This is a genomic window from Pseudomonas kribbensis (genome assembly GCF_003352185.1).
Classification (GTDB): Bacteria; Pseudomonadota; Gammaproteobacteria; order Pseudomonadales; family Pseudomonadaceae; genus Aquipseudomonas; species Aquipseudomonas kribbensis.
Map to the genome: position 1 here is coordinate 184,870 of NZ_CP029608.1, position 13,187 is coordinate 198,056.

A 13,187-nucleotide genomic window follows, 5' to 3' on the forward strand; every position below is an offset into this window, starting at 1 on the left:
AACACTACTAGTCGAAAGGGTATTGTTGGACTACGCTCGTCGGACAAAAGGACTTACAAAGTAAGGTGAAGGGATTGCAGCAGTTCCACTTTATCTCCGGCTTGCCGCGCTCGGGCTCAACCCTCCTTTCTGCGATCCTTTTGCAGAATCCGCGCTTCCATGCCGGCATGACCAGTCCGGTCGGCGCACTGTTTTCCGGTGTCCTTGAACAATGCAGCGCCGGCAGCGAATTCGGCGCGGTGATCGACACCGACATGCGCCGTCGCCTGCTGCGCGGCCTGTTCGATTCCTACTACGCCGACAAGGCCGACAAACCGGTGGTGTTCGACACCAACCGGCAGTGGAGCTCGCGCCTGCCGGCCATCAGCGATCTGTTCCCCAAAGCCAAGGTCATCGCCTGCGTGCGCAACGTCGCCTGGGTGATGGACAGCCTGGAGCGGCTCTACCGCGCCAACCCTTACGAAAACACCAAGCTGTTCGGCGATGCCGTCGAGCGCAACACCGTCTACAGCCGCTGCGAAACCCTGGCCCAGCGCAACCGCCTGGTGGGTTTTGCCTGGGCGGCGCTCAAGGAAGCCTATTACGGCGAGCACGCCGATTCGCTGCTGATCGTCGATTACGATTTGCTGACCCAGGCTCCGGAGCGCGTGCTGCGGCTGGTCTACGATTTCATCGGCGAGCCGTGGTTCGAGCACGATTTCGAACACCTGGCCTATGACGCGCCGGAGTTCGACCAGGCCCTGGGTGTGGCCGGCCTGCACAAGGTCAAGCCCAAGGTCGCCCTGCAGTCCCGGCGCACGATTCTGCCGCCGGACCTGTTCAAGCAATACGCCGATCTGTCCTTTTGGCTCGATGGCTCAGCCAGCGCTGCCAATGTGATTCGTATGAAGTCCGACGCCGCGATCAGTTGATCGCGGCGTTTTTCATTGATGCGTTTACAACTGTTCGAGTCCGGGTGAGCAACATGTGGTGGAGCAAGCAAAAGTCGCGGGTAACCGAGGGCCAACGGACGCTGGCTGCGCCGCTGATCATGTCGCTGGAACCGCGCATGCTGTTCGACGGCGCTGTCGCGGCCACCGTGGCCGATACCGCTGCGGCCCAGCCCGACAGCCACCCCACTGCCGATGCGGCCAAGGCGCCGACCGCCGATCATCCGGTGGCGAGCAAGGACACCCACGGTCAGGCCGATGCCACGCCGGCTGCCAGCCCTGTGGCGGTGCCGGGCCAGGCTGTGGTGTTCGTCGATGCCCGGGTCAAGGATGCCGACAGCCTGCTCAAAGGCGTCGCCCCCGGCACGCAAGTGGTCAAGCTCGATGCGAGCAAGGACGGCTTGCAGCAGATCGCCGATTACCTGGATCAGCATCAGGGCATCAGTACCGTGGAAATCATCGCCCACGGCAATGCCGGCGACCTGTGGCTCGGCAACAGCTATTTGTCGGCGGACAACGTCGCGCAGCGCAGCGCGGTGCTGGCGGAAATCGGCAAGGACATGAACGTCGGTGGCGACATCCTCATTTACGGCTGCTACACCGCCGAGGGTGACCGTGGCCTGAGCTTCGTCGACTCGCTGGCGCAACTGACCGGCCGCGACGTGGCGGCGTCGAACAACCGCACCGGCGTGGGCGGCGACTGGGATCTGGAGATCGCCACCGGCAAGATCGAGAGCGCCAACGTGCTGTCGGCCCTGTCGATGAGCGAGTACCAGTGGGGTCTCGCCACCTGGACCGCCACCAACAATGCGAACACCGGGGTTGGCTCGCTGCGGGCGGCGCTGGCGTCGGCGCAGAACGGCGACATCGTGACTTTCAGCACCGGCATGACGGTGCAGCTCACTTCGGAATTGCTGATCAACAAGAACATTACGGTCGACGGCGACCTGAACAACGATGGCGTCGCCGATGTCACCCTCGACGGCCAGTACAAGACCCGGGTGGTGGAAATCACTTCCGGCAGCACCGTGACCCTCGACGGTCTGGTGATTACCCGGGGTCTGGTCTCGGGCAACGGCGGCAATGGTGGCTACGGCGCGACCGGGGCCATGGGCGGCGGGATTTTCAACGCCGGCATCCTCACGCTGAACAACGTCTCGGTCACCGGCAACGCGGCAGCGGGCGGTGGTGGCGGCGGTGGTGTCACCGGCGCCAACTACGGCGGCGGTGGTGGCGGTGGCGGTGGCCTAGGCGGTCAGGGTGGCGGTCATGGCGGTACCGCCGGGCCTGGCACCGGTACGCTGGGCGGCCAGGCCGGCAGCGGCGGTGTCGGCGGCTACGGCGGTGGCTACGACGCGACACACATGGGCGGTCGTGGCGGCTCCACCATCGGCGGCGCCGGTGGTGTCGGCGTGTCCTATTACAGTAACGGCGGCAATGGCGGCACCGCGAACAATGGCACGATTTCCATTGGCGGCGGCGGTGGCGGCTCCGGCTGGGACAAGGTCGGCGGCGTCGGCGGCAACGCGGCCGGCGGCATTTACAACGCCTCCACCGGCACCCTGAAAATCGTCGGCACCTCGGTCATCAGCAATAACATCGGTGCGGGCGGCGGTGGTGGTGGCGGCAGCGGCCAGGGCAGCAACAACCTGAACGGCGGCGACGGCGGACGAGGTGTCGGCGCGATCTGGAACCAGGGCGGCACGGTCCTGATCACGGCCTCCAACTTCAGCGCCATCAGCGGCAACGCGGCGGGCAGCGGCTCCGGCGGCTCAGAGCTGGGTGGTGGCGTGACGGGTTCCGTGCCGTTGGCTTTTGCAGCGATCTACAACAACGGCGGCACCCTCAACACCGCTTATGTGGAACCACCGACCGCCACCATCGTGATGTCCGACACCGCGCTGAAAATCGGCGAAACCTCGCTGGTGACCATCACCTTCAGCCGCGCAGTCACCGGTTTCACCAATGCCGACCTGACCATCGCCAACGGCACGCTGACATCGGTCAGCAGCAGCGACGGCGGCCTGACCTGGACCGCGACTTTCACCCCAACCAACAACATCACCGACGCCACCAACCTGATCACCCTCGACAACACCGGGGTGACCGCGATCAGCGACGGCGTGGCGGGCGTCGGCACGACCAGTTCCGTCAACTACGCCATCGATACCGCGCGGCCGACCGTGACCATCGTGATGTCCGACACGGCGTTGAAGATCGGCGATACCTCGCTGGTAACCTTCACGTTCAGCGAAGCGGTGACTGGTTTCACCAACGCCGACCTGACCATCGCCAACGGCACGCTGAGCGCAGTCAGCAGCAGCGATGGCGGCATCACCTGGACCGGAACTTTCACCCCGACTGCGAGCATCACCGACACCACCAACCTGATCTCCCTGGACAACACCGGTATCGCCGACCTGGCCGGCAACGCCGGCAGCGGCACCACGGATTCGCCCAACTACGTGATCGATACCGTGCGGCCGACCGCGACCATTGTCGTGGCCGACAGCAATCTGGCGGCGGGCGAAACCTCGCTGGTGACCATTACCTTCAGCGAAGCGGTCAGCGGCTTCACCACCGCCGACCTGACGGTGGCCAACGGCACCCTGACCGGCCTGAGCAGCAGCGACGGCGGCATCACCTGGACCGCCACGCTCACGCCGACCAACAACATCACCGACACCACCAACCTGGTCACCCTGGACAACACCGGGGTCGTCGATCTGGCCGGTAACGCCGGCAGCGGCACCACCAACTCCAACAACTACGCCATCGATACTGCGCGTCCCACCGCGACCATCGTGGTGGCCGACAACAATCTGAAGATCGGCGAAACCTCGCTGGTGACCATCACCTTCAGCGAAGCAGTGACCGGTTTCACCAATGCCGACCTGACCATCGCCAATGGCACGCTGACAGCGGTCAGCAGCAGCGACGGCGGCATCACCTGGACGGCCACGTTCACGCCGACCGCCAGCATCACTGACGCGACCAACCTGATCACGCTGAACAATACCGGCATCGCTGACCTCAACGGCAACGCCGGTGTCGGCACCACCGATTCGAACAATTACGCGATCGACACCCAGCGTCCGACCGCGACCATTGTCTTGTCCGATAACGCGCTGAAAATCGGCGAAACCTCGGTAGTGACCATCACCTTCAGCGAAGCGGTGACCGGTTTCACCAACGCCGACCTGACGATTGCCAACGGCACGCTGAGCGCGGTGAGCAGCAGCGACGGTGGTATCACCTGGACGGCGACGTTCACTCCGACCAGCAACATCACCGATGCCACCAACGTCATCACCCTGGACCAGACCGGCGTCTCGGATCTGTCCGGCAATGCCGGCAGCGGCACTGTGGATTCCGGCAACTACGCCATCGATACCCAGCGTCCGACCGCCACCATCGTGGTTGCCGACAGCACCCTCACGGCCGGCGAAACGACGCTGGTGACCTTCACCTTCAGTGAAGCGGTAACCGGTTTCAGCAACGCCGACATCGTGGTTGCCAACGGCACCCTGACGGCGGTGAGCAGCAGCGACGGCGGCATCACCTGGACCGCAACCTTCACGCCAAACGTGGGCGTCAACGACGCGACCAACCTGATCACACTGGCCAACACCGGCATCACCGACCTGGCCGGCAACGCCGGCAGCGGCACCACCAACTCCAACAACTACACCATCGACACCGTGGTGCCGACCGCGACCATCATCGTGTCCGACCCCAGTCTGAAAATCGGTGAATCCTCATTGGTGACCATCACCTTCAGTGAAGCGGTCACCGGTTTCACCAACGCTGACCTGACCATCGCCAACGGCACGTTGAGCGCGGTCAGCAGCAGCGACGGCGGTATCACCTGGACGGCAACGTTCACGCCGACCACCAACATTACCGACGCGACCAACCTGATCACCCTGGACAACAGCGGCGTTCAGAACCTGTCGGGCAATGCCGGCATCGGCACCACCGATTCGAACAATTACTCGATCGATACCCAGCGTCCGACCGCCACCATCGTGGTTGCCGACACGGCACTGGGCGTCGGCCAGACCTCGCTGGTGACCATCACCTTCAGCGAAGCGGTGACCGGTTTCACCAACGCCGACCTGATCATCGCCAACGGTACGCTGAGCGCAGTGAGCAGCAGCGATGGTGGCATCACCTGGACCGCCACGTTTACTCCGGCGGCGGGAATCACCGACACCACCAACGTCATCACCCTGGACAACACCGGCATCTCCGATCTGGCGGGTAACCTCGGCAGCGGCACCACCGATTCCAACAACTACGCCGTCGACAGCCAGCGGCCGACGGCGACCATCGTCATGACCGACAGTGACCTGCGTCCCGGGGAAACTTCGCTGGTGACCATCACCTTCAGCGAAGCCGTGACCGGATTCGACAATTCCGACCTGAGCGTCGCCAACGGCACCCTGAGCAATGTCTCGTCGAGCGACGGCGGCATCACCTGGACGGCCACGTTCACGCCGAATATCGGTATCACCGACCTCACCAACCTGATTGTCCTGAACAACACCGGCATCACCGACCTGGCCGGCAATACCGGCACCGGCACCACCAGTTCGGCCAACTATCAGATCCAGACCCAGGTGCCGACCGCCACCATCGTGGTTGCCGACACGTCGCTCAGGGCCGGGGAAACCTCGCTGGTGACCATCACCTTCAGCGAAGCGGTGAGCGGGTTCGACAACAGTGACCTGACCATCGCCAACGGCACGCTGACCAGCGTCAGCAGCAGCGACGGCGGTATCACCTGGACCGCGACGTTCATCCCGACCGCCAATGTCACCGACGCCACCAACCTGATCACCCTGAACAACGCCGGGGTGGCCAACCTGTCGGGCAACAGCGGCGTCGGCACCACCGACTCCAACAACTTCGCCATCGACACTGCGCTGCCGACCGCCACCATCGTGGTCGCCGACAATCGCCTGGGCATCGGTGAAACCACCACCGTGACCATTACCTTCAGCGAGGCGGTGAGTGGGTTCGATCTGTCGGACATCAGCGTCGCCAACGGTGCGTTGTCAAACCTGACCAGCAGCGACGGCGGCGTGACCTGGACCGCGACCCTGACACCGACTGCCGGCATCAACGACGCGACCAACCTGATCGTCCTCGACACCGCCGGCGTTCAGGATCTGGCCGGCAACGCCGGAGCTAGCATTGCCATCTCCAACAACTACATCCTCGATGCGACCCGGCCGACGGTGAAAATCGTGGTCGCCAACCCGCACCTGGGCATCGGCCAGACCACCACGGTGACCTTCACCTTCAGCGAGGCGGTGAGCAATTTCGATCTGTCGGACCTGAGCGTGACCAACGGGGACCTGAGCAACCTGAGCAGCAGCGATGGCGGCAAGACCTGGACCGCAACCTTCACGCCGACCGCGAATGTCACCGACCCGAGCAACTTCATTGCCCTGGACACCAGTAACGTTACCGACCTGGCGGGCAACGCCGGCAGCACGGTGGCGGTGTCGAACAACTACGCCCTCGACAGCGAACGGCCGACCGCCACAGTGGTGGTCGCCAATCCGAACCTGGGCGTCGGCCAGACCTCGCAGGTGATCATCACCTTCAACGAAGCGGTGACAGGTTTCGACCTGTCGGACCTCAGCGTGGCCAACGGCACCCTGTCCAACCTGAGCAGCAGCGACGGCGGCAAGACCTGGACCGCAACCCTGACGCCGAACGCCAACGTCAACAGCGCCAGCAACGCGATCAGCGTCAACAGTGCCGGGGTCAACGATCTGTCGGGCAACAGTGGCAGCGGGATCAGTCAGTCCGGCAACTATGTGATCAACACGGTGCCGGCCGTGCCTCCGACCTCGCCGCTGGTGGTGGTATCGCCGGATCCGGAGTTCCGCATCGAAGTTCCGGTCGTTTTGCCGTCGCGGGTCGACGTGCCGCTGCAACCGACCATCTTTGCGCCACCCACAGGTGGCCTCGGTTCACCGCTGACCTTCCCGCCGCTGTTCGAGCAGCGGGTGATCGGCAATGGCATCCGTCCGCTGGGCGACATTTTCATCAACCACGGTGCGTTGAGCCCGAGCTTCATTGCTCAGGTATTCACCAGCAGCGACAGCGGCGGTGACGGTTCCGGCCATGGCTTCCTCGGTTTCGGTGGGGGTGATGGCGGGGTGTTCGGTATCAGCACGCTGTCGAGCCTGTTCAACCAGGACAGTGCCGCCGACCGGGATTCGCTGAACGCTTTCGACAGCCACTCGATCCGGGGTGGCGACGTTTCCCAAGGTCTGCACGGTGTGTTCGGCGCGCCGACCCTGGGCCAGCAACTGCAAGAGATCAAGGACAGCGAGCAGCACCGGGTGGACAACCTGGCGGCGGCTCTGCAACAGGTCGGCATCAGCGAAATGCCGGCCTGACAACACACAACAACTCAATATGTGCGGGACCTAGGGGCGATCCAGGGATGAAGAAAAGTCAGAAACTGTTCGGCGCCAGCCTGCTGGCGCTGGCGATCAGCGGATGTGCAGTCACCAGTGAACCGATCGAACGCAGCGTCAGCGAACAACGGGCCAAATCTGACCTGCAAACCATGTACAAGGGGCAGGAACCGCTGCGCGGTCCGCTGACCCTGCACCAGGCCATGGCCCGCGCGGTGAAATACAACCTCGAAGGGCGTTTGAAGATCATGGAGGAAGCGCTGGCCAAGCGGCAGCTCGACCTCGCCAGTTTCGACATGCTGCCGCGCATGGCGCTGGACGCCGGCTACGTCGGACGCAACAACGTCAGCGCTTCCAGCAGCCAGAGCGTACGCACCGGCACCCAGTCCCTGGAACCGTCGACCTCCCAGGACCGCGACCGCAACGTCGCCGACCTGACCATGGTCTGGAACGTCCTCGATTTCGGTGTCAGCTACATCAACGCCAAGCAGCAGGGCGACCAGCGTCTGATCGTTCAGGAGCGCCGGCGCAAGGTGATCAACACCATCGTTCAGGACGTGCGTTCGGCCTATTGGCGGGCGATGGCGGCTGAACGTCTGCTCAAGCAGATCGACAGCCTGATGGCGCGGGTCGATGCTGCCCGGCGCAACAGCGAAAGCATGAGCGAACAACGCATCGGCGATCCGGTGCAGTCCCTCGGCTACCAGCGTTCGCTGATCGAAGCCACCCGGCAACTGGAAGAGCAGCGCCGCGCGCTGTCACTGGCGAAAACCGAGCTGGCGACCCTGATCAACCTGCCGATGGGTACCAACCTGACCTTGGCCACCGATGACGGCTATCAGATCCCGGAACTCAAAGTCGATATCGCCAAACTGGAACAGGAAGCCCTGACCAGTCGCCCGGAATTGCGCGAGCAGGATTACCAGACCCGGATCAGCGCCGCCGAAACCCGCAAGGCCATGTTGCGAATGCTGCCGGGCCTGGAGTTTTCCGCCGGCGGGCACTACGACAGCAACTCGTTCCTGGTGAACGACCGCTGGGCCGACTACGGCGTGAAAGTGACCTGGAACCTGTTCAACGTGATCTCCGCCCCGGCGGCCATCGACGTGGCCAAGGCCGGCGAAGAAGTCGCCACCGCACGCCGTCAGGCGATGTCGATTGCGGTGCTGGCGCAGTTGTACGTGGCCAACGCCAACTATCAGGAGGCGCTGCGTCAGTTCAAGACCAACCAGCAACTGTCGGACATCGACGGGCAGATTGTCGGCCAGTTGCGCAACCGTCATCAGGCGGCGGGCATCGGCGAACTGGATCTGATCCAGGGTGAACTGAACAACCTGCAGGCGGACTTGCGCCGTGACCTGTCCTACGCCGATCTGCGCAATGCCTATGGCCAGATCTTCGCCAGTGCCGGCCTCGACCCGCTGCCGGATCAGGTGCAGTCGACCGAAGTGCAGTCGATCGCCACGGCTCTGGCCAACCGCGAAGCGGCGTGGGCGTCGGGGGATATTTCGGTGCCGGTGGCCCATGCCTCCGCGAAGTGATGTGCTGGCGCCGGCCGCCAGTATCAGCCGTGCGCAACGCGAGGCCCGCAACGGTCATCGCGGCACGGCGGTGTTGCTGACCGGGTTGCCGGCGGCGGGCAAATCGACCCTGGCCCAGGCGCTGCATGCCGAGTTGTTCAGTCGTGGTCAGCAAAGTGTGGTGCTGGACGGCGATGGCTTGCGCGTCGGACTCAACCGCGATCTGGGCTTCACCGATGCCGACCGGCTGGAAAACATCCGCCGCGCCAGTGAACTGGCGGCGTTGCTGGTGGAGAACGGGCAGATCGTGATTCTGGCGATGATCGCGCCACTGGTGGAGTTGCGTGAAGTGTTCGCTCAACGCCTGGGCGATGACTATCGCGAAGTCTGGTGCAGCGCCGCGCTGGCGGTGTGCGAACAGCGCGACCCGAAAGGGCACTACGCCCGGGCACGCCGGGGCGAGCTGGCCGGTTTCACCGGCGTGTCGGCGCCTTACGAGCCGCCGGCTCAGGCGTCGCTGGTGCTCGATACCGGAACGCTGACGGTCGAGGCCTGCCTTGACCGATTGCTGACCTGGCTCGGCGAATCTGCGGTGTTGCCAAGGACATGAGCCGTCCGGCGTTTTCGCGACTGCCGGTGACGGTGGATCTGCCGCTGCTGCTACAAGCCCTTGCGGTGATTGAACACGATGCCTGGCGCGGGCATTTCAACACGGCCTATTTCGCCGGCGACTGGAGCGGCGTGGCGCTGATTTCCGCGGCCGATGCGTTGACCGAACTATCTCCCGGAACCGCCGAGTCCGTGCAGCGAGCCCCTTGGCTGAACGACCGCCGCTGGCAGCAGGCGTTGCAGGATCTGCCGCTGGAGATCGTCAGTGCGCGACTGCTGCGACTCGGGCCCGGCGGGCAGATTCATGAGCATCGAGACTACGACCTCGACGGGCCGGACGCCGATCTGCGGCTGCACATTCCATTGCTCAGTCCGCCCGCGGTGGATTTCTGGCTTGATGGACTGCGCATGCCAATGGCGGCAGGCGAGTGCTGGTTTCTCGATCTTGCGCGACCGCATCGGGTCGACAATCGCGACAGCGCGGCACGCATTCATCTGGTTCTCGACTGTCGCCCCGGCGTCTGGCTGGAACAGATGATTGCCGAGGGTTTGCCGAGTACGCCGCAGCCTGGTGCCGAAGACTCGGCGTTGCAACGGTTTCAGCGTTTGCTGGTCGCGGACCCCGCGTTGTCGGCGACCCTGCAGGCGTTGCGCGATCCCGAAGCGTTCATCAGCCAGACACTGGCGCTGGCCGCCGAGCGTGGCTTGTCATTCTCCCGGGAAGAACTGCACACGGCGATGCGCAACGGTCGCCGCTCGTGGAACGAACAATGGCGAGCCTGAATTTCGACGGCTGGCTGCCGATCCGCATCTGGAAAAGTGCCGGTCAATGGCAGGTGGACTGGTGCTGGTTTGGCGACACGCCGTTGCATCAGCCGTTTTTTCGCGAAGCGGTGGAGCGGGCGCTGCAGTTGCCGTTCAATCAGGCGTTTCGCCGGCAAACCCCGTTGTCGGCGCTCACGGATTGGCAGACGCTCAGCCCCGGCCTGGCGCCGAGCGCCTTCATCCTGCATGCCTCGCGTTGCGGATCGACGCTGATCAGCCAGATGCTCGCCCGCCTCGACGATCACATCGTGATCTCGGAACCGCCGCCCCTCGATGCTTTGCTGCGCAGCGATCTGCCGGCCGCCGAACGCCGTGCCGCCATCACCGGGTTGCTCTCGGCCTACGGCCAGCGCCGGCGTGGGATGGAGCAGCGACTGGTGATCAAGCTCGACGCCTGGAGCATCGGCGAATGGCCGCTGCTTCACGAATGCTTCCCCGATACGCCTTGGCTGTTTGTCTACCGCGATCCGCTGGAAATTGCCGTTTCACACCTGCGTCGCCCGGGTATGCACATGGTGCCCGGCCTGCTTGGCGAGTGCGTACTGGACGACGACCTGCCATTCGAGGGGCGCGAAGATTTCATCGCCCGCAGGCTCGGACGTCTGCTGGAGGCGGCGCGCTTGCACTGCGCTGATTTCGGCGGGCTGACGGTCAATTACAACGAGTTGCCCGAGGCGATGACAGGACGGCTGGCGAGTTTTTTTCAGCTGAATGCCGAGCAATGTGAACAGGCGCTGACTGCTTCGGCACAACATGCGAAACAGCCGTCACAGGCGTTTGTTGCCGATGGCGAAAGCAAACGCCGCGAAGCCTCCCCGCTGTTGCAGGCGCGAGTGGAACGTTGTGCGCGAGCACCTTACGAAGCGCTGGAACGCTTGCGCGCACTCACGACTTGGCCGACAGATCCGCCATCCCCTTGAGCAATTCGATCGGCAACGGGAAGACGATGGTCGAGCTCTTGTCGCCGGCAATCGAACTCAGGGTCTGCATGTAGCGCAATTGCATGGCGCCAGGCTGGCGACCGAGCATTTCGGCGGCCTGCATGAGCTTTTCCGAAGCCTGCAATTCGCCTTCGGCGTGGATCACCTTGGCCCGCCGTTCCCGCTCGGCTTCGGCCTGTCTGGCGATGGCGCGGACCATCGATTCGTTGAGGTCGACGTGCTTGATCTCGACGTTCGCGACCTTGATGCCCCAGGCGTCGGTCTGAGCGTCAAGCACTTGCTGGATGTCGATGTTCAACTGTTCGCGCTCGGCCAGCAGTTCGTCCAGTTCATGCTTGCCGAGTACCGCGCGCAGGGTGGTCTGGGCCAGTTGGCTGGTGGCCACCAGGAAGTCTTCGACCTGGATGATCGCTTTCTGCGGATCGAGCACCCGGAAGTACAGCACCGCGTTGACCTTGACCGAGACGTTGTCGCGGGTGATCACGTCCTGCGGCGGCACGTCGAGGACAATGGTGCGCAGATCGACCCGGACCATTTGCTGCACCACCGGAATCAACAGGATCAGCCCCGGCCCCTTGACCTGCCAGAAACGCCCGAGCTGGAACACCACGCCGCGTTCGTATTCACGCAGGATGCGGAACGTCGAGCCGGCCAGGGCAATGAGCAACAGCAGCAGCGCGACAAAACCGATTTGCAGACCCATGATCACTCTCCGAGCGGTGCCGCGTCAGCCGCGGCCACTTGCAGCAACAAGCCCTTGCGCCCGACCACCCGCACCGGTTGCCCGGCATGCAGAGGCGTGGCACTCGACACTTGCCAGCGTTCTCCTTGCAATTGCACCCAGCCGTTGCGGGTGTCCGGCGACTCCACGACGGTCACGGCCGTCACGCTGCCGACCAGGCCGGCGTCGCCGCTGACCGGGTGTCGCGGCCGGGTCTTCAGGGCACGAACCAGCAACGCGATCAGCAGCAGCGCGCTGACCAGCCCAAGGCCGATCATCATCGGCACCGGCAGCTCGGCGTTACTCAGGATCAGCGCGCCGATCACGAACATGACGATGCCGCCCAGGCCAATCACGCCGTAATTGGGCAGCGCGGCTTCGGCGATCAGAAACACGATGCCCAGGGTGATCAGCCACAGGCCGATGGGATCGATGGCGTGCAACGGGATGTCCGCAGCCAGGGCCGATCCGCTCAGCAGCATCAACAGGACAAACGCACAGCGACGGATGTTCACGTGACCCTCCGGGAGAGTCATGGGGTTCTCTTATCAGTCTAGTTGAGCCTGGGGTCGGAGGAATTCTGATCAGTTCCAGCGTCGCCAGTGGGCGGATTTACCTTCATTCGCGGCTTGCCCGACTAGACTTTCCAGAACAGGAACAACGTTCATCATCGCTCGCCGCGCAGCGTCCGGCGGGCACCGAGGTGCATCATGCGTATGGCAAGAAAAGTGCAAAGCAGCCTGACCCGGGCGCAATGCCAATACGACGTCGTCTCCCATCCGCACTCGAGCAGCAGCCTGGAAACGGCGCGGGTTTCGGGGATTCCGGCGGAGCGGGTGGCCAAATCGGTGATACTCGACGACCACCACGGGCATTACCTCATGGCCGTGCTGCCCGCCAGCCGCCATCTTGACCTGAGCAAAGTGCGCACCAGCGGCGAGTGGCAGATCACCCGCGAAAGCACCCTGGCGCACCTGTTCGATGATTGCGAACGCGGCGCGGTGCCGCCACTGGGCGATTCCTATGGCCTGGACATGGTCATCGACCCGCTGGTGACCCGGCAGAAAGATATTTACCTGGAAGCCGGCAACCACAACAACCTGCTGCACATGAGCATGCCCGAGTTCCTGAAAATGGTGCCCCATGCCCAGGTGCGGGAGTTGAGTCAGTAGGTTTTTTCAGCGTCTGTGCCGACGCCAATC

General features: G+C 63.8%; 9 protein-coding genes. 7 read left to right on the forward strand and 2 right to left on the reverse strand.

What is annotated here, in order from left to right; genetic code table 11:
• The first annotated feature begins 65 nt into the window (after positions 1–65).
• Genes DLD99_RS00815 through DLD99_RS00840 form a run of 6 tightly spaced genes read left to right on the forward strand, consistent with a single transcriptional unit; the run spans position 66 to position 11,243 of the window.
• Positions 66–911: a sulfotransferase family protein gene (locus DLD99_RS00815; RefSeq protein WP_085712623.1), complete on the forward strand. Its 846-nt coding sequence runs from the start codon at positions 66–68 to the stop codon at positions 909–911.
• A 53-nt stretch (positions 912–964) separates the two neighbouring features.
• Positions 965–7,348, forward strand: a complete 6,384-nt coding sequence (locus DLD99_RS00820) for an Ig-like domain-containing protein (protein ID WP_114880948.1) — start codon at positions 965–967, stop codon at positions 7,346–7,348.
• Between the two features lie 47 nt (positions 7,349–7,395).
• The gene (locus DLD99_RS00825) at positions 7,396–8,910 is read left to right on the forward strand and encodes a TolC family protein (RefSeq protein WP_085712625.1); all 1,515 of its coding nucleotides are present in this window, start codon (positions 7,396–7,398) and stop codon (positions 8,908–8,910) included.
• Positions 8,894–9,499, forward strand: coding sequence for an adenylyl-sulfate kinase (cysC, locus tag DLD99_RS00830; RefSeq protein WP_114880949.1), 606 nt, complete (start codon positions 8,894–8,896; stop codon positions 9,497–9,499). Before DLD99_RS00825 ends, cysC begins: the two co-directional genes overlap by 17 nt.
• A complete protein-coding gene (locus tag DLD99_RS00835) occupies positions 9,496–10,281 on the forward strand; it encodes an aspartyl/asparaginyl beta-hydroxylase domain-containing protein (protein ID WP_114880950.1) in 786 nt (261 codons plus the stop codon). The genes cysC and DLD99_RS00835 overlap by 4 nt, the downstream gene beginning before the upstream one ends.
• Positions 10,269–11,243, forward strand: coding sequence for a sulfotransferase family protein (locus DLD99_RS00840; protein ID WP_114880951.1), 975 nt, complete (start codon positions 10,269–10,271; stop codon positions 11,241–11,243). Before DLD99_RS00835 ends, DLD99_RS00840 begins: the two co-directional genes overlap by 13 nt.
• Here DLD99_RS00840 and DLD99_RS00845 read toward each other — a convergent pair.
• Entirely contained in the window at positions 11,209–11,967 is a 759-nt protein-coding gene (locus DLD99_RS00845) for a slipin family protein (protein ID WP_114880952.1), read from the reverse strand. The two genes, DLD99_RS00840 and DLD99_RS00845, sit on opposite strands and share 35 nt — an antisense overlap.
• Positions 11,968–11,969: 2 nt before the next feature.
• Entirely contained in the window at positions 11,970–12,521 is a 552-nt protein-coding gene (locus tag DLD99_RS00850; RefSeq protein ID WP_114880953.1) for an NfeD family protein, read from the reverse strand.
• A gap of 174 nt (positions 12,522–12,695) precedes the next feature.
• On the opposite strand from DLD99_RS00850, the gene DLD99_RS00855 reads away from it, so the two are divergent.
• Positions 12,696–13,157: an aminoacyl-tRNA deacylase gene (locus DLD99_RS00855; RefSeq protein ID WP_085712631.1), complete on the forward strand. Its 462-nt coding sequence runs from the start codon at positions 12,696–12,698 to the stop codon at positions 13,155–13,157.
• The last annotated feature ends 30 nt before the right edge of the window (positions 13,158–13,187 follow it).

Excerpts from the sequence above, each read along its gene's own strand:
- DLD99_RS00820 (WP_114880948.1), top strand. The coding sequence starts at position 965 with ATGTGGTGGAGCAAGCAAAAGTCGCGGGTAACCGAGGGCCAACGGACG.
- DLD99_RS00825 (WP_085712625.1), top strand. The coding sequence starts at position 7,396 with ATGAAGAAAAGTCAGAAACTGTTCGGCGCCAGCCTGCTGGCGCTGGCG.
- cysC (WP_114880949.1), top strand. The coding sequence starts at position 8,894 with ATGCCTCCGCGAAGTGATGTGCTGGCGCCGGCCGCCAGTATCAGCCGT.
- DLD99_RS00835 (WP_114880950.1), top strand. The coding sequence starts at position 9,496 with ATGAGCCGTCCGGCGTTTTCGCGACTGCCGGTGACGGTGGATCTGCCG.
- DLD99_RS00840 (WP_114880951.1), top strand. The coding sequence starts at position 10,269 with ATGGCGAGCCTGAATTTCGACGGCTGGCTGCCGATCCGCATCTGGAAA.
- DLD99_RS00845 (WP_114880952.1), bottom strand. The coding sequence starts at position 11,967 with ATGGGTCTGCAAATCGGTTTTGTCGCGCTGCTGCTGTTGCTCATTGCC.
- DLD99_RS00850 (WP_114880953.1), bottom strand. The coding sequence starts at position 12,521 with ATGACTCTCCCGGAGGGTCACGTGAACATCCGTCGCTGTGCGTTTGTC.
- DLD99_RS00855 (WP_085712631.1), top strand. The coding sequence starts at position 12,696 with ATGCGTATGGCAAGAAAAGTGCAAAGCAGCCTGACCCGGGCGCAATGC.